Genomic DNA, 22,292 nt, shown 5'->3' with positions numbered 1-22,292 from the left:
TTTCAACCGGCGAGGCGGCTCAGATGAATTGCGAGGCCAGCCAGAACAGGCCGGCGGACAGCGCCATCGAAGTCGGCAGGGTGAGCACCCAGGCCATCAGGATGTTGCGCACGGTGCCGCCGTGCAGGCCGCTTTTGTTCGCCACCATGGTCCCGGCCACGCCGGAGGACAGTACATGGGTGGTGGACACCGGCAGGCTGTAGATGTTGGCCATGCCGATGGCGGCGGCGGCGGTGATCTGCGCGCTCATGCCCTGGGCGTAGGTCATGCCCTGCTTGCCGATCTTCTCGCCGACGGTGAGCACTACGCGCTTCCAGCCGACCATGGTGCCGATGCCGAGAGCCAGGGCCACCGCGATGATGACCCAGAACGGCGCGTATTCGGTGGTCGCGGTCAGGTCCTTGCGTAGCTTCTCGAGGTCGGCCTTCTCCCGCGCCGGCAGGTCGGACAGCTTGCCGACCTTCTTCGCGGTGTCGTCCAGGCACAGCAGGTAGCGACGCACCTGCACGCGCTCGTCGGCGTCCAGGTCGTTGTAGCTGGGCACGCCGCGCAGGTCGCGGAGCAGCGCGTTGATGGTCGGCTCGGTCTGTTTCGGATCGCAGCGGTAGAACTGCGGCATCTCGCTGCCATTGCTCTTGCCCAGGGCCAGCATGTCGCCGAGGGTATCGGTGTGGCGCTGGTAGAACTGACTGAGGTGCAGGGCGGCGTCGCGGGTGCGCTCGATCTGGTAGGTGGTGCTGTTCAGGTCGAGGACGAACTTGGCCGGGACGATGCCGATCAGTACCAGCATGATCAGGCCGATACCCTTCTGGCCGTCGTTGGAGCCATGGACGAAGCTTACCGCCATGGCGGAAAGCACCAGCACCAGGCGGTTCCAGAACGGCGGGTGCTTCTTCTCGTCGAGTTCGCGACGGGTTTCCGGGGTCTTGTGCATCTTCGACAGCGGACGCCACCATTTCAGTCCGAGCAGGACCAACGCGGCGACCATGAAGCCGGCCAGCGGCGAGAAGATCAGCGACAGGCCGATGTCGATCGCCTTCTGCCAGTTGATCCCTTCGGCCAGCGGCACGTCGGTGATCAGCGCATTGGCCAGGCCGACGCCGAGGATCGAGCCGATCAGGGTGTGCGAGCTGGAGGCCGGGATGCCGAAGTACCAGGTGCCGAGGTTCCAGGCGATGGCGGCGGCGAGCAGGGAGAAGACCATCGCCAGGCCATGGCCGGTGTTCACGTTGATCAGCAGCTCCACCGGCAGCAGGTGAACGATGGCGTAGGCTACGCCGACACCGCCGAGCAGCACGCCGAGGAAGTTGAACACACCGGAGAGCATCACCGCCCGGTAGGGGGACATCGCTTTGGTGTAGATGACGGTGGCCACCGCGTTGGCAGTGTCGTGGAAGCCGTTGATGAACTCGAAGGTGAGGACGAAGGCCAGGGCCAGCACCAGGCTGATACCCACCCAGGCATCGAGCCCGCTGAAAAGATCGAACATGTGAGAAACCGGTCAGAGACGGGGCGGCGATTATGCCAGATGCGTTTTTATCCGTCTGGAACTCCGGAAGGTTGCCATTGTCGCGGGCAACGCCCCGTCGCATCGGGCTTTGCGGGAAAAACGAAACAGATTGAAACGCTTCGTTATCCGTCGCTCTCCTGTCGGTTGGAGGTAAATGGAATGGGGTTCGCTGCTTCCTGCCCGGCCTTGAGACGCTCTTCTTCGATCTTCTGCAGTTCTCTGTCGAACGCCTGCTCCTGAACGGTTGGGCGTTTGCGCCAGGGCTTGCGGTCGGGTTCCGGCTGGGCGGCATAAAGCGTCACTTCGCCGCCGTACACGTCCTTGTAACGCTGTTCCTCGCGCGCCAGCGCGGCACGCAATTCGTCTTTCGTCACGGGTGGTCCTGAGTCCAAAAAGAGCGGGCCCGATAGCGACCAGGCTGGGCGGAAGCGGGGTCCGGCCAGCGCCGGTTGGGAGTCTAGTCGACCGCTACCGGCTGTAAATGGGCGCGGAATTATAACGTGGGCTCCGGGCTTGTCATACGGTGTCGGCCGACGGACGGCAGGACGGAAGTTCTTCGAGCGTCCCCTGGAAATGCGGCGAAGCCCCCATGGATCAAGGCCTGGCCGACGCGTCCGGGGTGTTCTCCGCCTTTCGTCGCGGCCTGCGCTAGTCGAATGCCAGCCATTGGCCATACCACTAAGGAACGATGGCGGCGCTTCCGGGGGCGGGCTACAAACCGGACTACAAGTCAAATAAAGAAGCCCCGCCGTCGCCCGTCCGACCCCAGGGTCATGACGCAACGCCCCGGAGGCCGGAGATTTACTCATGCAGCCCGCTCGTTCCCGCATCCTCTTCGTCTGCCTGTTGCAGAGCCTGGCCCTGGTTCTCCTGCTGGTCGGCGCCCGGCATGGCTGGCTGCCGCTGTACCTGGCCCTGCCGCTCGGCGTGGCGCTGCTCTGGTTGCCCTGGCTGCTTCCCGGCAACCGCACGGCGGTGGCGACCGTCGGCGAGCCCGACATCGCCCGGCTGGCTCGCGACCTGTCCCATAACACCAGCCAGAACGCCTTGTCGGCCGCCGGCGTGGCGTTCTCGGTGAAGCGCCTGGCGGAGAAGCTGCAATCCCAGCTCGACGCCGCCGAACAGATCGTCGGCAGCGCCGAAGTGATGATCCACACCGAGCGCGCCACCTCCAATCTGGCGCGCCAGGCCATGGACGCCGCCACCCGGGCGCGCGCCGGCAGCGACGAAGGCCAGGTGCTGCTGGCCTCGACCATCGAGCGCATGCATCGGCTCAGCGAGCGGATGGGCGCCAGCCGCGAGGCGATCGAGGCGCTGAACCAGCGCAGCGAGGACATCCAGCGGGTCACCCTGGTGATCCAGGGCATCGCCAGCCAGACCAACCTGCTGGCCCTCAACGCGGCCATCGAGGCGGCCCGCGCCGGCGAGCATGGGCGCGGCTTCGCGGTGGTTGCCGAAGAGGTGCGCGGCCTGGCCGGACGTACCGCCGAGGCCACCGAGGAAGTCGGCCAGATGGTCGCCGAGATCCAGCGCCAGACCAGCGAGGTGGTCGAGCAGATCCGCCAGCTTTCCGAAGAGTTGGGGGAAGGGGTCGGCCAGGTCGAGCTGACCGGTCGGCAACTGGAAGGCATTGCCGAACTGGCGGCCGGGGTGGAAAGCCAGATTACCGAGATCGCCCAGGGCGCCGAGATCAACCGCAGCCAACTCGCCAGCCTGTTCGCCGCGGTCGAGCAGGTGCGCGGCGACCTCAGCGCCAGCGAGGAACAGACCCTGCGCCTCGGCGAAGCTGCCAGCCAGTTGGAGAACCAGGCCGAGGTGATCAGCGAGCGCCTCGCCGAGGTCAGCCTGGACGCCTACCACCAGTCGGTCTACGACCTCGCCCGGGAGGGCGCGGCGGCTATCGCCGCTCGCTTCGAGGAGGACGTGCGCAGCGGGCGCATCGACCTCGATGACCTGTTCGACCGCAGCTACCAGCCGTTGCCCAATACCCAGCCGACCAAGTACCGGACCCGCTTCGACAGCTACACCGACCAGGTCCTGCCGGGCATCCAGGAGCAGTTGCTGGAGCGCAACCGCAACCTGGTATTCGCCATCGCCTGTACCCCCGAAGGCTACGTGCCCACCCACAATCGCGCCTTCGCCCATCCGCCCAGCGGCGACCCGCAGACGGACGCGTTGCGCAGCCGCAGCAAGCGCCTGTTCAACGACCGCACCGGGATTCGCTGCGGCAGCCACCAGCAGCCGCTGTTGCTACAGACCTATACCCGTGACACCGGCGAGCTGATGCACGATCTTTCGGTGCCGATCTTCATCCACGGCAAGCACTGGGGCGGCCTGCGCCTCGGCTACCGGCCGGAGGGCGCGGAGCCGGGCAAGGCGGCCGCGCCGACGGCGCAGGGGCTGAGCCTGGCCTTGAACGGCTAGCCGGCTGTGGCGATCAGGCCGCCGGCCACGGCGCAGGCGAGCACCACTTGCCAGGGCGGCGTCTTCCAGGCGAGCAGGGCCAGCAGGGCGAAGAGCAGCAGGGCGAAGTCGGCCGGGCGCAGGATGCCTTCGGTCCAGAGCGGCTGGTACAGCGCCGCCAGCAGCAGGCCGACCACCGCCGCGTTGACCCCGGCCAGCGTTGCCCGTACCCGGCGTTCGTGGCGCAGGCGTTCCCAGAATGGCAAGGCACCGGCGACCAGCAGGAACGACGGCAGGAAGATCGCCAGCAGGCACAGCAGCGCGCCGCTCCAGCCGTTCGGCGCCGGGCCCGAGGCTGCGCCGAGGAACGCGGCGAAGGTGAAGAGCGGGCCCGGTACCGCCTGGGCGGCCGCGTAGCCGGCGAGGAAGGTATCGCCGTCGACCCAGCCCTTGGGTACCACTTCCGCCTGCAGCAGCGGCAGCACCACATGGCCACCACCGAATACCAGCGAGCCAGCCCGGTAGAACGCATCGAGCAGGCGCAGCCACTGTTCCGGCCAGAGGCGCGCGGCCAGCGGCAGGCAGACCAGCAGCACGGCGAACAAGGTGAGGAACAGCAGCGCGCCGCGGTAGCCGATGGCGATCGGCAGCCGCTCGTGGCCTTCCACTGCTTCCGTTTTCAACAGGGCGCGGCCGGCCAGGCCGGCACCGGCGATCACCGCGACCTGGGTCCAGGCAGTGGGCCAGGCCAGCACGCTCGCGCAGGACAGCGCCATCAGCGTCAGGCGCGGGCGATCCGGGCACAGGCTGCGACCCATGCCCCAGACCGCCTGGGCCACCACCGCCACCGCGGCGATCTTCAGGCCATGCAGCACGCCCTCGGGCAACAGCGCGCCCCAGCGTCCCAGGCCGAGAGCGAAGAGCACCAGCAGCAACGCCGAGGGCAGGGTGAAACCGAGCCAGGCGGCGAGGGCGCCGGGATAGCCGGCGCGGGCCAGGCCGAGGGCCATGCCGACCTGGCTGCTGGCGGGGCCGGGAAGGAACTGGCAGAGGGCGACCAGGTCGGCGTAGCTGCTTTCGCTCAGCCAGCCGCGGCGGCGGACGAACTCGTCGCGGAAATAGCCGAGGTGGGCGATGGGCCCGCCGAAGGCGCTGCAGCCCAGCTTGAGGAAGGCGAGGAACACCGCGAGGGCGGTGTCGGGATGGCGGCTGGCGGTTGGCATGCGAACTCCGGATGGTGGCTGCTGCGAGCATAGCCGCAACGCATGCACGGCGGGTTACAGCATCGGCATGTCCTGGGCGCGGCTGGCCAGGCGGTATTGTTCCGGTGTGGTGCCGGCCAGCCGGCGGAACATCGAGATGAACGCCGAGGGGCTGCTGTAGCCGAGGTCGAAGGCGATCTGCTGGATCCCCCTGCCGGCTTCCAGCGCCTCGATGGCCGCGAGGAAGCGCAGGCGTTGGCGCCATTCGCCGAAGGTCATGCCCAGTTCGCGCTGGCAGTGCCGGGCCAGGGTTCGCTCGGTGCTGTGCACCTGCTGCGCCCATTGCGCCAGCGAGCGGTTGTCGCCCGGCTCGGCCTGCAGTGCGTCGAGCACCTCGCGCAGCGCCGGGGTACGGCCGTAGGGCAGGTAGTCGTCGTGGGGCTGGGCGCATTCCAGCTGGTCCATGACGACCCGGGCCAGGCGCAGGTCCTGCGCCGAGGTCGGCAGGTTGACCCCGCGCTCGGCGAAGTCCGAGAGGATCGCCTTGAGGATCGCGCTGATCGCCAGGGTGCAAGGTGTCGCCGGCAGGCGTCGTGACAGTTCGGCGGAGAGGTACAGCGAGCGGTAGACGATGGCCTGGCTGTTGTAGCAGCTGTGCACCCGCTCCGGTGGTATCCATACCGCGTATTGCGGAGGTGAGAGGAAGCGCTGGCCGTCGATCTCCAGCTGCATCACGCCATGGGCTGCATAGTTGAGCTGGCCCCAGGCGTGGGTGTGCGGCGGCGAATGGGTGTCGGCGCCGAACTCGTCATAGCGGAAATAGACGTCGAAAGACTGCCCCTGGAGATCGGGAAGGCGCAGCAAGGTGGTGGTCGACATGTCCGAACCTACGGGTGGTTTGTCTGGAATTCATTATACGTCTGTATTCGGACTGGCTCAGAATGGCCGCGTATTCCTTTTTCATAGTGCGGAACCTCCCATGCAATACCTGTTTCCCCTGCTGGCCGTGTTCATCTGGGCCGGCAACACCGTCGTCAACAAGCTCGCCGTGGGGATCATCCAGCCCGCCGAGATCGGTTTCTTCCGCTGGCTGCTGGTCGGCCTGGCGCTGACGCCCTTCATGCTCGGCCCGGTGCTGCGCAACCGCCGCTACATCCTCGCCAACCTCGGCAAGTTCGTGGTCCTCGGCCTGCTCGGCATGGCCGTCTACCAGAGCCTGGCCTACTACGCGGCAGCGCTGACCAGCGCCACCAACATGGGCATCATCCTGTCGCTGATGCCCCTGATGTCGCTGGGCCTGGCCAGCAGCATCCTGGCCCACCGGCTGAACGCCGGGGCGCTGCTCGGCGCGCTGGTGTCGCTGGCCGGCGTGGTGCTGGTGATCTCCCAGGGCCATCTCGGCGCTTTGCTGGAGCATGGAGTGAATCTCGGCGACGCGATGATGATCGTCGCCACCCTGGCCTATGCGGTGTACAGCGTGCTGCTGAAAAAATGGAGCCTGAAGCTGCCGGCCATGCAACTGCTCTACCTGCAGGTGCTGGTGGCGATCCTCGCCCTGCTGCCGCTGTACCTGCTGTCGCCGCGCACCGGCCTGAACGCCGCCAACCTGCCGCTGGTGCTGTACGCCGCGCTGTTCGCCTCGATCGTCGCCGCGCTGGCCTGGATGCACGGTGTCGCCCGTCTCGGGCCGAGCCGGATGGCGCTGTTCTTCAACCTGCTGCCGATCATCACCGCCTGCATCGCCACCCTGGTGCTCGGCGAGCGCCTGACCGTCCATCACCTGGTCGGCGGCGCGCTGACCCTGGCCGGGGTCCTGCTGGCCGAGTTCTGGCAGCGCCGCCCGGCCCGTCTGCGCTCGGCAACCTGCTGATTTCCCGGCAACTTCCTCGCGATTACGGCGCACGGAGGCGCCGCCACTGGCTATCATAGGCAGCGCTCCCCGCGTGGGAGCCGAGCCGTGCCAGCCTGGAAGAGGAAGAATCGTGGTCGAAGTGTTTTCCGTGCAGGATGGGCTGGACGCCGAGCGCGCCCTGCTCGACGAGGTGTGTGGCGGTGCCCGCGAGCATGGCCTGTTGCTCTGGCAGCCGTGCGATCGGGCGCTGGTCATGCCGCGCCGGATGGAGCGCCTGGAAGGATTCGCGCCGGCCAGCGCAGCGGTCGCCGAACGCGGCTGGCCGGTGCTGCTGCGCGATACCGGCGGCGAGCCGGTGCCGCAATCGCCGGGCGTGCTGAACATCGCCCTGTCCTATGCGCTGGGGCCCGGCGACAACGAGCAGACCCGTATCGAAACCGCCTACCTGCGGCTGTGCCAGCCGATCTGCGACTGGCTCCGCGAGCGCGGCCTGGACGCCGGCGTGGGCGCCGTGGCCGGTTCCTTCTGCGACGGCCGCTACAATGTCACCCTGGATGGGCGCAAGCTCGCCGGGACCGCGCAACGCTGGCGGCGCAACGGCGCCGGCCGGCCGGTGGTGCTGGCGCACGCGGCGCTGCTGGTCGGCGCCGAGCGCGAGGAGATGGTCGAGGTGGTCAACACCTTCACCCGCCGTTGCGCCAGTGCCCCGGATTGCCAGGCGGACAGCCATCTCGGCCTGAGCGAGCGCTGGAGCGATTTCCGCATGGCCGACAGCCTCGAACTGGAACGACGCTTCGTCGCCGCCCGATCCTGACCTCTTTCGCCAGAGCCTTGCGCCAGGAATAGCCGTACCGATGCCAGAACCCTTGGGAACCACCGCCCTCACGCCCGGATTCATGATCGTCCACGGCAATCGCCTGGACGACCTGCGCGACCTCGCCGTTTCCTGGATGCGCCGCTATCCGCTGGCGCCGCTGGAAAGCGAGCGGGTCCTGGTGCACAGCAACGGCATCGCCCAATGGTTGAAGCTGGCATTGGCCGAAGATCCCCGCGAGGACGGCGGCGGCGGTGGCGGCATCGCCGCGGCGCTGGAGGTGCAGTTGCCGGCGCAGTTCCTCTGGCAGGCCTATCGCGCGGTGCTGGGCCGCGAAAGCATTCCCGAGGTTTCCGAACTGGACAAGGCGCCGCTGACCTGGCGCCTGATGCGTCTGCTTCCCGGATTGCTGGAGCGTCCCGAGTTCCGCACCCTGCAACGTTTCCTCGCCGACGATGCCGACCTGCGCAAGCGTCATCAACTGGCCGAGCGCCTGGCCGACCTGTTCGACCAGTACCAGGTCTATCGCGGCGACTGGCTCGACGACTGGAGCCAGGGCCGCGACCAGTTGCGCACGGCGAACGGGCAGGCGCGCCCGCTCGGTGCCGACGAGCGCTGGCAGGCCGAATTGTGGCGCGCGCTGCTCGCCGACGTCGGTGCCGATAGCCTGGCCCGCAGCCGCTCCGGCGTGCACCGGCGCTTCATCGAGGCGCTGCGCTCCGCCAGCGCGGCGCCGCGCGCGTTGCCGCGACGAGTGGTGGTGTTCGGGATTTCCTCGATGCCGGCGCAGACCCTCGAGGCGCTGGCCGCCCTGGCCAGGTTCAGCCAGGTGCTGCTCTGCGTGCACAACCCCTGTCGCCACCACTGGGCCGACATCGTCGCCGACAAGGACCTGTTGCGCCACGAGTACCGCCGCCAGCAGCGCCGCGCCGGCGTCCCCGCCGACCTCGACGAGGACCGCCAGCACCAGCATGCCCAGCCGTTGCTGGCGGCCTGGGGCAAGCAGGGCCGCGACTACATCAACCTGCTCGACAGCTACGACGACCCGGACAGCTATCGGAACCTGTTCGGCGAGGTCAACGGCGGGCGCATCGACCTGTTCAGCGAGGAGGCCCCGCACGGGCTGCTCGGCCAGTTGCAGGACGATATCCTCGAACTGCGCCCGTTGGCGGAAACCCGCGAGCACTGGCCGCCGGTGGCGCCGCGGAGCGACGCCTCGATCCGCTTCCATGTGGCCCACAGCGCGCAGCGCGAAGTGGAGATCCTCCACGACCAGTTGCTCGCCCGCTTCAACGCCGATCCGAGCCTGAAGCCGCGCGACGTGATCGTCATGGTCCCCGACATCAACGCCTACGCGCCGCACATCGAGGCGGTGTTCGGCCAGGTGCCGCGCGACGACCAGCGCTTCATTCCCTATACCCTGGCCGACCAGGGACAGCGCGGTCGCGAGCCGCTGCTGATCGCCCTGGAGCACCTGCTGAAACTGCCCGACAGCCGTTTCGCCGTGAGCGAGATCCTCGACCTGCTGGACGTCCCGGCATTGCGCCGGCGTTTCGGCGTCGACGAGGCCGACCTGGCGACCCTGCACCGCTGGATCGAAGGCGCCGGCGTGCGTTGGGGGCTGGATGCCGCGCAGCGCGAGCGTCTCGGCCTGCCAGCGGGACTGGAGGGCAACAGTTGGCGCTTCGGTCTGCGGCGCATGCTGCTCGGCTACGCGGTCGGCGAAGGTGCGGCCCTGCAAGGCATCCAGCCCTACGATGAGGTCGGTGGCCTGGACGCCGCCCTGGCAGGCCCGCTGGCTGTGCTGCTGGAGCGCCTCGAGGTGGCCTACGCGGAGCTGGCCGAACCGGCCACCCCGGCGCAGTGGGGCGAGCGCCTGCAGGCCCTGCTCACGGTGTTCTTCGAAGCCCACGACGAGCGCGACGAACTGCTTCTCACCCAGCTTCTGCAATTGCTCGAGCGCTGGCAGGAACACTGCGCCTGTGCGGCCTTCGCCGAGCCGCTGCCGATCAGCGTGATACGCGAGGCCTGGCTCGGCGGCCTGGACCAGGGCGGCTTGAACCAGCGCTTCCTGGCTGGCGCGGTGAGTTTCTGCACGCTGATGCCGATGCGCGCGATCCCGTTCCGGCTGGTCTGCCTGCTTGGCATGAACGATGGCGACTACCCCCGCCAGCAGTCGCCGCTGGATTTCGACCTGATGCGCAACGACTACCGCCCCGGCGACCGCTCGCGGCGCGAGGACGACCGCTACCTGCTGCTCGAGGCGCTGCTCTCGGCGCGCGAGCAGCTCTACGTGAGCTGGGTGGGGCGGAGTATCCGCGACAATGGCGAGCGGCCGCCCTCGGTGCTGATCGGCCAGTTGCGCGATCACCTGGCGGCCGGCTGGCGCCTGGACCCGGACGGCGACGGCGAGGCGCTGCTGCGTGCCCTGACCCAGGAGCATCCGCTGCAGCCGTTCAGCCGTCGGTATTTTCACGATGCGCCGGAGCAGGGCGTCGATGGCCTGTTCACCTACGCCCGCGAGTGGCGCGAGGTCCATAGCGAGGACGACATCGCCGTTACCGACGCCGAAGCGCCCCTGCCGCCGCTGGAGCTGGAGGGCGCACTGGGGCTGCGAGCGCTGGCGGAGTTCCTCGCCAACCCGGTGAATGCGTTCTTCCAGCAGCGGCTCAAGGTGCGTTTCGACGACGAGCAATTGACCGGCAACGACGAAGAGCCTTTCGAACTGGACGCGCTGGACAACTGGAAGCTGCAATTCGAGCTGACCGAACGCATGAAGCGCTGGGTCGAGCGGGACTGGGATGCCGAGGGCCTGCCGGCGCAGTTGCAGGCCCAGGTCGAGCGACTGCGGCGACAGGGTCGCCTGCCGCTGGCGGCGTTCGGCGAGTTCTCCGCGCGCCATTTGCTGCAACCGCTGCCCGACCTGCTCTGGCGCTACCGCCAGGAAATCGAGCGCTGGCCGGAGGCGGTCGAGCAGCAGCAGGAGTTGCGCCATCGCCATCCGTCCGGGCTGGAGCTGGAGGACTGGCTCGGCGGCTTGCGTCGCGACGCTTCCGGGCGCCTGGCGCGCCTGCAGTTGCTCAGCGGCAAGCTCCATGAAGGGCGTGGCTTCAAGTGGCACAGCCTGGTGCGCCACTGGTTGCAGCACCTCGCCCTGCAACGTCTCGGCCAGCCGGTGAGCAGCGTGCTGGTGAGCCAGACCGGCACCCTGGAGATTCCGCCGCTACCGAGCGAGCGCGCTGGCGAGTACCTCGACCAGTTGATCGACGCCTGGCGCCAGGGCATGCGCCAGCCGTTGCCGGTGGCCTGCCGGACCGCTTTCGCCTGGCTCGCCAGTGGTGGCGCCGCAGAGCCCGAGAAAGCCATGCGCGAGGCGCGCAAGCGCTACGAGGGAGGGTTCGGCATGGGGGGCGAGGTGGACGCCTCGCCGGCGCTGGCTCGGGTCTATCCGGACTTCGACCGGCTGCTCGCCAGCGGTGAGTTCGCGCACTGGGCCGAGCAGCTCTACGCGCCGCTGCTGGCTGCCCTGGGACGTGGCGCGGAGGAGCAGGCATGAGCCAGCAGCAGATGCCCGTGGCCCTCGATCCGCTGGACTTCCCGTTGCACGGCAGCCGCCTGATCGAGGCCAGCGCCGGTACCGGCAAGACGTTCACCATCGCCCTGCTATACGTACGCCTGGTCCTCGACCATGGCGGCGAGAGCGCTTTCGGCCGGCCGCTGAGCCCGCCGGAAATCCTCGTGGTGACCTTCACCGATGCGGCGACCCAGGAACTCCGCGAGCGTATCCGCAGCCGCCTGGGCGAAGCGGCGCGTTGTTTCGCCGAGCCGCAGGAGCGCCACGACGGCCTGCTGGTCGCGTTGCGCCAGCAGTATCCCGCCGAGCGCTGGCCGGGCTGCGCGCGCCTGCTGCGCCTGGCCGCGGAGTGGATGGACGAGGCCGCGGTATCGACCATCCACAGTTGGTGCTACCGGATGCTGCGCGAGCACGCCTTCGACAGCGGCAGCCTGTTCACCCAGAACCTGGAAACCGACCAGAGCGAATTGCTCGCCGAAGTGGTGCGGGACTACTGGCGGCGTAACTTCTACGGCCTGACGGCTCCGGCGGCGCAAGCCGTGGCCAGTTGCTACAGCGGGCCGGAGGCGCTGGGCAAGGCCTTGCAGCCGCTGCTTGCGCGGCAGGACACCGACTTCCGCTACGCCGACCAGGCGCTGAGTGCGCCCGAGTCACTGGCAGCCTTGCTGGAGCAGGGCGGCGACTGGTATCGCCAGCTCGACCAACTGGACGCGCAGGCCCGCGCCGCCTGGCGCGCAGCGCGCGTCGAACTGGAAGCGCTGCTGCGCGACCTGCGTCCCTACCTGAACGGCAACAGCTATCGCGGCAAGGACAGCGACGAGACCTTCGACGCCTGGCTGCAAGCGTTGGCGGACTGGAGCGAGGGCGGCGAGCAGCCGGCCAACCTCGGCAAGTTCGGCCAGACCCGGATCAAGCTCACCGCCAAGCGCGTGGCGCCCGAGCATGCCGCGCTAAGGGCCATCGACGCCTGGGCCGCGCATCAGGAAGAGCGTCCCGATCTCGCTCCCCACCTGTTGTTGCACGCGCTGGGTGAAGTCGGGCGCGAACTGGAGGTCGAGAAGCAGCGGCGTGCCGAGATCGGCTTCGACGACCTGCTCAGCCGCCTCGACCGCGCCCTGCAGGGCCCTGGCGGCGAGCGCCTGGCGCAATTGATCCGCGAGCAGTTCCCCGTGGCGCTGATCGACGAGTTCCAGGATACCGACCCGATGCAGTACCGGATCTTCGAGCGTATCTACCGGATCGCCGCCGATCCCGACGAGCCCCAGGCGCGGGAAACCGGCCTGTTCATGATCGGCGACCCCAAGCAGGCGATCTACGCCTTCCGCGGTGCCGACATCCATACCTACCTGCGCGCCCGCGAGGCCACTCGCGGGCGGCATTACACCCTTGGCAAGAACTTCCGCTCGACCGCCGCCATGGTGGCGGCCGCCAACCGCTGCTTCGCCTTCGCCGAAGAGCACCCGCGCGGCGCCTTCCGTTTCGCCCGCGAGGGGCTGGAAAACCCGGTGCCGTTCCATGCGGTGGACGCCCAGGGGCGCGCCGAACGTTTGTTGATCGACGGTGCCGAGGCGCCAGCGATGACGTTCTGGAACCTTGATGTCGAAGCCGGCGTGCTCGGCTCCGCGGCGTATCGCCAGGAAATGGCCGAGCGCAGCGCCAGCGCCATCCGCCGCTGGGCGAGCCTGGCCGACCTGGGCCGCGCCGGCTTCGCCGACGAGCAGGGCGGCTGGCGGGCGTTGCGCCCGGCGGATATCGCCATCCTCGTCCGCGGTCGCGCCGAGGCCGAGGCGATCCGTAGCGCGTTGGCGGCGCGGCGTCTGGCCAGCGTCTACCTGTCCGACCGCGACTCGGTGTTCGACAGCCAGGAGGCCATCGACCTGCTGCACTGGCTGCGCGCCTGCGCCGATCCCGGTGCCGATACGCTGCTGCGGGTCGCCCTGGCTACCCGCAGCCTGCACCTGGACTGGGCGACCCTGGAACGATTGAACCAGGACGAACTGTTCTGGGAACGGATGGTCCTGCGCTTCCGCGACTATCGCCGGTCCTGGCAGGCCCAGGGCGTATTGCCGATGCTGCGGCGCCTGCTCGCCGACTTCGAACTGCCGGCGCGCCTGCTGCGGCATGCCGATGGCGAGCGCAGCCTGACCAACCTGCTGCACCTGGCCGAGTGGCTGCAGCGCGCGGCGGTGGAACTGGACGGTGAGCACGCGCTGATCCGCCATCTGGCCGAGCAGGTGCAGAGTCCGGGGAGCGAAGAGATCCTCCGCCTGGAAAGCGACGCCGACCTGATCAAGGTGGTGACCATCCACAAGTCCAAGGGGCTGGAATACCCCTTGGTGCTGCTGCCCTTCATCTGCAGCTGGAGGGAGCTGGACGGCAACAGCGGCGCGCCGGCGAGTTTCCACGAGGATGGCGCTGCAGGGCGGGTCATCGAGCTGGCGCGGCGCAAGGAGCAGGCTGCGCGGGCCTACGAGCAGGCCAACGACGAGCGCCTCGGCGAAGACATGCGCCTGCTCTACGTGGCCCTGACCCGCGCCCGCCATTCGGTGTGGCTGGGCATCGCGCCGCTGGTGGCGAGCAACAGCAAGTCGCCGGAGTTGCACAAGGGGGCCCTGGGCTACCTGCTTGCCGGCGGCGCGACCATCGGCAGCGATGGCCTCGGACAATGCCTCGCCGCGTTGCGCGGCGAGTGCCGGGAGATTGTCGTCGAGCCGGCCCCCGAGGCGGACGCCGAACGCTATGTCGCAGGGCGCGGCCAGGGCCTTGGGCAGGCCCGCGAAACCCGCCGCAGCAGCCGCGAGAAGTGGTGGGTCGCCAGCTATTCCGGCCTGCAATTGCAGGCCTCCGCCGGGCTGGACGATGACGAGGTGTTGGAGAGCGACGAATCGCAGGAGCCGATCAGCGCCGAGGAAGCCACCTTCCACGAAGAAGGCCGTTCCGCCGAACAGCCGCCGGTCGCGCACGCCAGCGAGATGCGCGACGACCTGCATCGCTTCCCGCGCGGACCGGCTTCCGGCACCTTCCTCCACGGGCTGCTCGAATGGGCCGGCCGCGAAGGCTTCGATGTGGCGCGCGCCGATGCCCAGCGGCGCCGCGAACTGGTCGCGCGACGCTGCGATCTGCGTGGCTGGAAGGACTGGGCCGAACCGCTCGACCTGTGGCTGGAGCAGTATCTCGCCGAACCGCTGCGCTGGCCCGGTGGCGAAACCAGCCTGGCCGGGCTGGTCGCCTACCAGGTGGAAATGGAGTTCTGGTTCGCCACCCACCAGGTCCAGGCCGAGGCGATCGACGCCCTGGTCCGGCGCCATACCCTCGGCGGCGCGGCGCGTCCGGCGCTGGCGCCGACCCTGCTGAACGGCATGTTCAAGGGCTTCGTCGACCTGGTCTTCGAGCACCAGGGGCGTTTCTACGTGGCCGACTACAAGTCCAACTGGCTGGGCGCCGACGATGGCGCCTACAGCCCGGAAGCGATGACCGCCGCGGTGCTGGAGAACCGTTATGACCTGCAGTACGTGTTGTACCTGCTGGCCCTGCACCGGCAGTTGAAGGCGCGCCTGCCCGACTACGACTACGACCGCCACATGGGCGGCGCCGTGTACCTGTTCCTCCGCGGCGCCCGCGCGGCGACCCAGGGCCTGCACTTCGAGCGCCCGCCGCGGGAACTTATCGAACGCCTGGACGCGCTGTTCAGCGGCCAGCCGGGAGCCGAGCGATGAATCCGACCCTCAAGCAACTGGCCGGCGAAGTCCGCGATGGCCGCGACGACCAGGTAGCGCAACCGCTGGCGGCACGCCACGACCTGCTGCGCCAGCTCGACCTGTGGGTGGCGCGCGGCTGGCTACGGGCGCTGGACCGGGCGTTCGTCGCCTTCCTCGTCGAGTTGCAGCCGCAGGCCGATCCCCGGGTGCTGCTGGCGGCGGCGCTGACCAGCCACCAACTGGGCCACGGTCACGTCTGCCTGGACCTGGAGGCGACCCTCGGCGCGCCCGACGCGGCACTGTCGCTGCCGCCGGAAGGCGACGAAGGCCGCGATGTGCTGTTGCCGTCGCAACTGCTGCACGGCGTGCGCCTCGACGCCTGGCGCGAGGCCCTGGCGGCGTCACCGCTGGTGGAGGTGGTCGACGAGCGCCCAGGCGATCCCGAGCCGAGCGAGACGGCGACCTCGCCGCTGGTGCTTTGCGCCCAGCGTCTCTACCTGCGTCGTTATTGGCGGCACGAGTTGGAGATCGCCCTGGCCCTGCGCGAGCGCCTGGGTCGGCAGGCGCCCCTGGCCGCAGACCTGGCGCCGCGCCTGGCCGCGCTGTTCGCGCAGGCGCCTACGGAAGACGGCCAGCGCGTCACCGACTGGCAGAAGCTGGCCTGCGCCCTGGCGGCCCGCGGCTATTTCAGCCTGATCACCGGCGGTCCCGGTACCGGCAAGACCACCACCGTGGTGCGCCTGCTCGGTCTGCTCCAGGCACCGGCGGTAGCCGCCGGCCAGCCGCTGCGCATCCGCCTCGCGGCGCCCACCGGCAAGGCTGCGGCGCGTCTCTCCGAATCCATCGGCCAGCAGGTCCGGGCCCTGCCGCTGGCGGAAGACGTGTTGCAGGCGATCCCCGCCGAGGTCACTACCCTGCACCGTCTGCTTGGCAGCCGTCCGGATACCCGGCACTTCCGCCACCACCGGGACAACCCTTTGGCGCTGGACGTGCTGGTGGTGGACGAGGCCTCGATGATCGACCTGGAAATGATGGCCAGCCTGCTCGATGCGCTACCGCCGCAGGCGCGCCTGATCCTGCTCGGCGACAAGGACCAGTTGGCCTCGGTAGAGGCCGGCGCGGTGCTCGGCGATCTCTGCCGGGATGCCGAGGAGGGCTGGTACAGCGCCGAGACCCGCGCCTGGTTGCAGCGGGTCAGCGGCGAAACCTGGCAGGGCTTGCGCGAAGGTTCGGCGCAGGCGCATCCGCTGGCGCAACAGACCGTCATGCTGCGGCATTCCCGGCGCTTCGGCGCGAGCAGCGGGATCGGGCGCCTGGCGCGGTTGGTCAACCGGCAACAGGCCGGCGACGCGCGCGCGCTGCTGGACAGTCCGCCCGCCGACCTCTTCGACCTGCGCCTGCGCGGGGAGCGCGATGCAGCCTTCGCCCGGCTGTTCGTCGACGGTCATCCGCAGGCGCCGGGCACGCCGTACGGCTACCGGCACTACCTGCAACGCCTGGCCGAGGGCCGCCCGGCCGCCGGACTGGCGCTGGAGGATGGCGCCTGGGAGCGCTGGGCGCAGTCGGTACTGACGGCTTTCGACGCCTTCCGCCTGCTCTGCGCGCTGCGCCGCGGCCCATGGGGCGTGGAAGGACTGAACCAGCGGGTAGCGGCAGAACTGCTGCGCCTTGGCCTGATCGAGGCCGATCACGGCTGGTACGAGGGGCGGCCGGTACTGGTGACGCGCAACGACTACAGCCTGGGGCTGATGAACGGCGATATCGGCATCGCCCTGCGCCTGCCCGAGCGCAACGACGACGGCAGCCTGCGCTTCGCGCTGCGCGTGGCCTTCCCGCGCAACGACGGTAGCGGCGGCGTGCGCTTCGTCCTGCCGAGCCGCCTGGTCGAGGTGGACACCGTGTTCGCCATGACCGTGCACAAGTCGCAGGGTTCGGAGTTCGCCCATACCGCGCTGGTCCTGCCGGACGCGCTGAACCCGGTGCTGACCAAGGAGCTGGTGTACACCGGTATCACCCGCGCCCGCGACTGGTTCAGCCTGGTGGAAAGCCTGCCCGGGGTGTTCGAGGAAGCAGTGCGGCGCAAGGTGCGCCGGCTCAGCGGGCTGATGCTGCATCTGCGGCCGGAAGGGGAAGAGCAGCCGCCGCATGCTCCGGGTGAACAGACCGAGCTGCCGTTCTGACGTGCCGCCTGGGCGGTCGGCTCAGCCGACCACCTTCAGGCTGCTCATGCCGTTGCCCTCGCGCTGGACCCGCACCTGGACCGGGATCCGTTCGTGCATTTCCTGGACGTGGGAAATCACCGCCACCTTGCGCCCCTGGGCCTGCAGGTTGTCCAGGGCATCCATCGCCAGTTGCAGGGATTCCGGGTCGAGGCTGCCGAAGCCTTCGTCGATGAACAGCGACTCGATGCGCAGCTTGCTCGATGCCATAGAGGCCAGGCCGAGCGCCAGGGCCAGGGAAATCAGGAAGGTCTCGCCGCCGGAGAGCGAATACACCGAGCGCAGTTCGTCGCCCATCTCGGTGTCCACCACCAGCAGGCCCAGTTCGCTGCCGCCGCGCTGCAGGCGGTAGCGCCGCGCCAACTGGCGCAACTGCACGTTGCTGTGCTGCACCAGCAGGTCGAGGTTGTAGCCCTGGGCGATGCGGCGGAACTTGTCGCCGCTGGACGAACCGATCAGTTCGTTCAGGCGGCCCCATCTGCGGAACTCGGCGCGGGCTCGCTCCAGTTCGGCAAGCAGCGCCTGGCTCTGCTCGCGGCGCTGGTTGTCGGCCTGCAACTGGCTGTAGGTATCCAGGTAGGCCTGTTCGCTGGCGGCCAGGCGTTCGCGCTGTTGCCGCAGGTTGTCTTCCAGCGCCTCGCGGTCGGTTTCCGGCCGCTGCCGGCGATGCTGGAGCAGTTGCGCCTGGCGCTCTGCTTCCAGTGTCTGCTGGCGGGTGATCTCCTCTTGCAGTCGCTGCAATTGCTCCCGCCATTGCGTCGCCTGTTCCTCGGAAAGGCCGAGCAGGGCGTCGAGGCGGCTGTCGTCGAGGTTGTCCTGGCGTTCGCGCCAGGCCTGCCAGTCGGCCTGAAGGCGCTGGAACTCATCCTGTTGGCGCTGCCGTTGCTGCTGCAGGTGTTCCAGGGCTTCGGCGAGTCGCAGTTGTTCCTCGCGCAGCGAATCCAGGGGCGCCTGGAGCGTCTCGACGGCGCTCTGCGCCGCTTGCGCGGCGTGCTCCAGCGATAGCTGCCAGTCCTGGGCGCAGGCGTGCTGGCCCAGGTGAGCGCCGAGGCGTCCGTTCAGTTCGGCGAGTTCCGCCTGGGCCCTTTCCTCTGCCTGACGGGCTTCGTTGCGTTGCTCGTCGCTTTGCTTCAGTTGCCAGCTCGTTTCATCGCAGCGCTGCTTGAGCTCCTGCAGACGCTGTTCGATTTGCTGAAGCCGCGCCTGTTGCTGCCGGCGTTGCTCGATGGACTCGCCGAGGGCCTGGAAAGTCCGCAGCGGATCTGTCTGCCAGCGCTGCCAGTGCTCGTCGGAGAGCAATGGACGCAATTGCTGGCTGTCCTCCTCGACCTGCTGCTGCAAATGTTCGTAGCGCTGCCGTTGTTCCGTCAGCGCCTGCTGGCGCTGTCGCAGGATCGTCTCGGCGGCCCGCAGTTCCTGCTGCAATTGCTGGGTCTGGCGCTGGCGGGCGATCAGCCGGTCGAAGTCTCGTTGGCACTGCTGGCGCTGCCCTGCCAGGTCGTCCAGGCGTTGTGCCAGCCACTCCAACTGCGCGGACGGCTGCAGGAGTCGCAGTTCTTCCGGCAGCGTCCATTGGTCCAGTTGCCGATCGAGCGCGGCCAGTTGGCCAGTCAGTTCCTGCTGCTCCTGGCGACTCTGGTTGAGTCTTTCCCGCTGGCTGGAATAGCCCTCGCGCAGACCGACCAGGGTCTGTCGCAGCCGCTCGAGGGACTGCTCGGCGCGGACCTGCTCCTGGTCGTCGTGTTCACCGAGGGCGGCGAGCAGTTGCTCGGAATGGTGATAGGGATGCTCCTGGCTGCCGCAGACCGGGCAGGCCTCGCCGTCCACCAGGCCGGCGCGCAGTTGCTCGACGCTGGCGCTGCGGGCCAGACGTTGGCGCTGGAGCAACTCGCGGGTGACCTGCAGGGCCTGCTCCGCCGCCTTCACCTCCTCGGCGCATTGGCTGCCTTGTCGTTTCAGGTCGAGCAATGCCTGCTCCTGCTCGACCATACGCTGGTCGAGTTCGCCCAGGCGTCGAGCCAGACCGGCGCGTTGGTCGAGGACCTGTTGCCATTCCTTGTGGAGCGCTTGTTGTCGTTCCAGGCTATCGGTCTGCCGGCGCAATTCGTCCAGGCGTGCCGCCAGGTCGTCCGGCTCGCTGCCATGGAGGGCGGTCCATTGCGCCTGCAAGCGTTCGAGCGGTTCCCCGGCGTGGGCCAGGGATTTTTCCAGCTCGGGGAGCTGCGCCTGGCTTTCGAGCGCGCGCTGGCGACGTTGCACGAAGGCGGCGAGCTGGCCCTGGTGGGTCGCCCAGGCGTCGCCGAGCGCGGCGAGAGCCTGGCTGTCGCGCAATGCCGCCTGCAGTTGCGCCTGTTCCGCGACATGGCGCTGCTGCTCCATATCCAGTTGCCGAGCGGCGTCGCTTTGCTGGGCGTGGCGCTGGTTCGATTGCCGATGGAGTTCCTGTCGCTCGGCCAGCGTTCGCTCCAGGCGCCTGGCCTCGCTCTCCAGCTGGAAAGCCTCGCGCAACGGCGCCTGGGCCTGACGCAGATGGTTGTCGGCCTGGGCCTGGCGCTCGCGCGCCTCCTGCAAGCGGGCCTGCAATCCTTGCAAGCGCTCGGCGCCCGCGGCTTGCTGCTCGGTGCGCTGCCGCTGCTGCTGCTCGGAGTGCCGGAGTTCCTGCTCGAGTTGCTTCAGGCGTTCGATCAGTCCGCGAACCGGAGCCAGGCGCTCCAGCCATTGCAGGGTTTCCCGCTCCGTCGCCAGGGCGTCCCAGGCCTGCCTGGCCTCGGCCAGTTGGCCTTGTGCGTGCTCGCAGGATTGCAGCAGCCGCTGCTCCTCGGTGAACCATTGTTGCTGGCCTTCCAGACGTCGCAGTGCCTGTTGCTCCTGGAGACGCGCCTGGGCGTGGGATTCCAGCGCCGCCTCGAGCCCGGCCCGGGCCTGCTCGGCCAGGGGCAGGCTGCCTTCCAGGCGTTGCTCGAGTTGCTTGCGCTGCTCGTCGGCCTGGCTGGCGCGCTGATAGGCGGCTTTGCTCAATTGGCTGTACAGGCCGGTGTCGGTGAGTTTCTCCAGCAATGCGCCGCGGTCGTTGTCGCTGGCCTTGAGGAAGGCGCTGAATTCGCTCTGGGCCAGCAGCACGGCGCGAGTGAACTGGGCGAAATTGAGGCCGAGCTTCTGCTCCAGCTGTTCGCGGAACTCGCTTTTCTTGTTCGCTGCCAGCATTTGCTGGGTCTCCAGGTCCTGGAGGCTCTGCTGGCTCTTTTGCAAGGCGCCGTCCGCCTTGTCCCGGGAGCGCCGGGTTTCCCAGCGGGCGCGATAGCGGTGGCCGTCGATGCCGACGAAATCCACTTCGGCGTAGCCGCTGGCGCAACCGCGGCGCAGCAGGTTGCGTTCGTCGTTGCTGGACAGCTCGTTCCGGCCATCGGGAACCTTGCTGCTGGCCGAAGTGCTTTCCAGCCGCGGCGTGCTGCCGAACAGGGCCAGGCACAGGGCGTCCAGCACGGTGCTCTTGCCGGCGCCGGTCGGACCGGTGATGGCGAACAGGCCGGCGCTGGACAGCGGTTCGCGGGTGAAGTCGATTTCCTGCTCGCCAGCGAGGGAGGCGAGGTTCTTCAGGCGGATGGCGAGAATCTTCATGGAACGGCTTATTTCCCCGGGGGCTCTTCGGTGGCCAGTTCGACGCTTTGCAGCAGGCTGGCGAAGTCATCCAGCGCCTGCGCATCCGGGCCGGAGCCATAGGCGCTTTCCCAGGCGCGGCTGAACAGTTCCTGGGGGTTGAGTTGGTCGAGCCCGAGCAGCGGCGCCTGCTCTTCGTCGCGGCGCTGGTACTCGCTGGCGATGCGCACCAGACGGCAAGCCTTGCCCAGCAGGGCGCTCTCGACCTGCTGGCGCAGGTCCGGTTGCGGCTGATCCAGCATGACGCGGACCTCCAGCCAGGGCCGCTGTTCGTTCAGCAGGTCGGCCTCGGCCAGTTCGCCGATTCGATCGAGCACCTCGCCAAGAGGCGCGGGGCCGATGCGCAACAGTTCCACCGCGCGTGGCACCGGGAGACTCTGTACATCCTTCAGGCGCTCACCTTCCAGGGTGACGAGGAGGATCTGGTGGCGATAGTTCACTTCGGCGAAGGACAGCGGCAGCGGCGACCCGCTATAGCGAATGCGCTCCTGTCCGGCGACTTTCTGTGGCTTGTGCAGATGACCGAGGGCTACGTAGGCGAGCTGCTCCGGAAACAGGCTGGCGGGCAGCGCTTCGACGTTGCCGATGATCAGGTTTCGCTCGGAGTCTTCGGAAACCGAGCCGCCGGCCATGTGTGCGTGGCTGACGGCGACCAGTGCCTGTCCCGGCGTGCGACGGGCGTGCGCGGCGGCAACCAGGCGTTCGTGCACCTGGCGGATACCGGCCAGGTAATCGTCGCCGAGCCCGCCTCCGGTGACTTCGGCGGGACGCAGGAAGGGCAGGGCCAGGCACCAGGCGGCGACCTGGCCATCCGCGTCGTGCAGGGGCAGCAGCAGGCGATCGCTATCGAGGCTTTCGTCTATCCAGCCGATTCGGCCGATGGCATGGGCGTTCAGTCGTTTCATCAGCGGAGCGGGCAGTTCGATGCGCGCGCCGGAGTCGTGGTTGCCTGCGATCATCACGATCTCCAGCCGCGGCAGCCGTCGATGGGCGCTGACGATGAAGTCGTAGAGGCGCTCCTGGGCTTTGAGCGGTGGATTGATCGTGTCGAAGATATCGCCCGCGATCAGCAGGACATCGGCGCGCTGCTCTTCCAGCTGGCGCAGCAGCCAGTCGAGGAAGCGCGCATGCTCATGATCGCGGTCCTGGCCGTGCAGGGTCTGGCCCAGGTGCCAGTCGGAGGTATGTATGAGGCGCATGGAACACTCGTCGAAAGCGGCGGAGCCGTGGCTCGCATTCCTTATATGAGGCAACAGAAGGAGAGGGCGGGGCAAGCCAGCCTATAAAGGAGGAATGGGGCGTCCTCTGGGCTTCCTGACCTTTGGGTTAAAAAGTTTCAAATAAGTGTTGACGCCAGTTTCTA

General features: G+C 68.5%; 12 protein-coding genes. 6 read left to right on the top strand and 6 right to left on the bottom strand.

All coding sequences use genetic code 11. The features are described 5' to 3' along the window. Nucleotides 1-19 precede the first annotated feature (19 nt). Together HMPREF2716_RS00280 and HMPREF2716_RS29650 are read right to left on the bottom strand one after the other, a co-directional pair. A complete protein-coding gene (locus HMPREF2716_RS00280) occupies nucleotides 20-1,489 on the bottom strand; it encodes an inorganic phosphate transporter (RefSeq protein WP_003093821.1) in 1,470 nt (489 codons plus the stop codon). 143 nt (nucleotides 1,490-1,632) lie between these two features. Next, the gene (locus HMPREF2716_RS29650) at nucleotides 1,633-1,884 is read right to left on the bottom strand and encodes a hypothetical protein (protein WP_003117142.1); all 252 of its coding nucleotides are present in this window, start codon (nucleotides 1,882-1,884) and stop codon (nucleotides 1,633-1,635) included. Between the two features lie 433 nt (nucleotides 1,885-2,317). Here HMPREF2716_RS29650 and HMPREF2716_RS00270 point away from each other — a divergent pair, with 433 nt between their 5' ends. After that, nucleotides 2,318-3,934, top strand: a complete 1,617-nt coding sequence (locus HMPREF2716_RS00270; protein WP_016264301.1) for a methyl-accepting chemotaxis protein — start codon at nucleotides 2,318-2,320, stop codon at nucleotides 3,932-3,934. On the opposite strand, the gene chrA is transcribed toward HMPREF2716_RS00270, so the two are convergent. Both chrA and HMPREF2716_RS00260 read right to left on the bottom strand, forming a co-directional pair. Then, entirely contained in the window at nucleotides 3,931-5,136 is a 1,206-nt protein-coding gene (gene chrA, locus HMPREF2716_RS00265) for a chromate efflux transporter (RefSeq protein ID WP_010793828.1), read from the bottom strand. The genes HMPREF2716_RS00270 and chrA overlap by 4 nt on opposite strands. A gap of 54 nt (nucleotides 5,137-5,190) precedes the next feature. Continuing rightward, nucleotides 5,191-5,994 carry an AraC family transcriptional regulator gene (locus HMPREF2716_RS00260; RefSeq protein WP_003103975.1) on the bottom strand — a complete coding sequence of 268 codons (804 nt, stop codon included), beginning with the start codon at nucleotides 5,992-5,994 and terminating at the stop codon, nucleotides 5,191-5,193. 100 nt (nucleotides 5,995-6,094) lie between these two features. Between HMPREF2716_RS00260 and HMPREF2716_RS00255 the strand changes: the two genes are divergently transcribed. The 5 genes from HMPREF2716_RS00255 to recD all read left to right on the top strand — a co-directional run bounded on the left by HMPREF2716_RS00255 (nucleotide 6,095) and on the right by recD (nucleotide 17,233). Further along, nucleotides 6,095-6,985 carry a DMT family transporter gene (locus HMPREF2716_RS00255; protein WP_003093799.1) on the top strand — a complete coding sequence of 297 codons (891 nt, stop codon included), beginning with the start codon at nucleotides 6,095-6,097 and terminating at the stop codon, nucleotides 6,983-6,985. A gap of 112 nt (nucleotides 6,986-7,097) precedes the next feature. Further along, entirely contained in the window at nucleotides 7,098-7,781 is a 684-nt protein-coding gene (locus HMPREF2716_RS00250; protein ID WP_003110110.1) for a lipoate--protein ligase family protein, read from the top strand. A 40-nt stretch (nucleotides 7,782-7,821) separates the two neighbouring features. Then, nucleotides 7,822-11,337: an exodeoxyribonuclease V subunit gamma gene (gene recC, locus HMPREF2716_RS00245; protein WP_033862846.1), complete on the top strand. Its 3,516-nt coding sequence runs from the start codon at nucleotides 7,822-7,824 to the stop codon at nucleotides 11,335-11,337. Continuing rightward, nucleotides 11,334-15,071, top strand: a complete 3,738-nt coding sequence (recB, locus tag HMPREF2716_RS00240) for an exodeoxyribonuclease V subunit beta (protein WP_070621772.1) — start codon at nucleotides 11,334-11,336, stop codon at nucleotides 15,069-15,071. Before recC ends, recB begins: the two co-directional genes overlap by 4 nt. Continuing rightward, the gene (recD, locus tag HMPREF2716_RS00235) at nucleotides 15,068-17,233 is read left to right on the top strand and encodes an exodeoxyribonuclease V subunit alpha (RefSeq protein ID WP_003116544.1); all 2,166 of its coding nucleotides are present in this window, start codon (nucleotides 15,068-15,070) and stop codon (nucleotides 17,231-17,233) included. The genes recB and recD overlap by 4 nt, the downstream gene beginning before the upstream one ends. A gap of 21 nt (nucleotides 17,234-17,254) precedes the next feature. On the opposite strand, the gene HMPREF2716_RS00230 is transcribed toward recD, so the two are convergent. Next, nucleotides 17,255-20,890: an AAA family ATPase gene (locus HMPREF2716_RS00230; RefSeq protein ID WP_031801144.1), complete on the bottom strand. Its 3,636-nt coding sequence runs from the start codon at nucleotides 20,888-20,890 to the stop codon at nucleotides 17,255-17,257. A gap of 8 nt (nucleotides 20,891-20,898) precedes the next feature. Beyond that, a complete protein-coding gene (locus tag HMPREF2716_RS00225; RefSeq protein ID WP_031801145.1) occupies nucleotides 20,899-22,128 on the bottom strand; it encodes an exonuclease SbcCD subunit D C-terminal domain-containing protein in 1,230 nt (409 codons plus the stop codon). Between the last annotated feature and the right edge of the window lie 164 nt (nucleotides 22,129-22,292).

The organism is Pseudomonas sp. HMSC076A11, assembly GCF_001810205.1.
GTDB classification, from domain to species: domain Bacteria; phylum Pseudomonadota; class Gammaproteobacteria; order Pseudomonadales; family Pseudomonadaceae; genus Pseudomonas; species Pseudomonas aeruginosa.
This window is presented reverse-complemented; position numbering and strand designations above follow the sequence as displayed.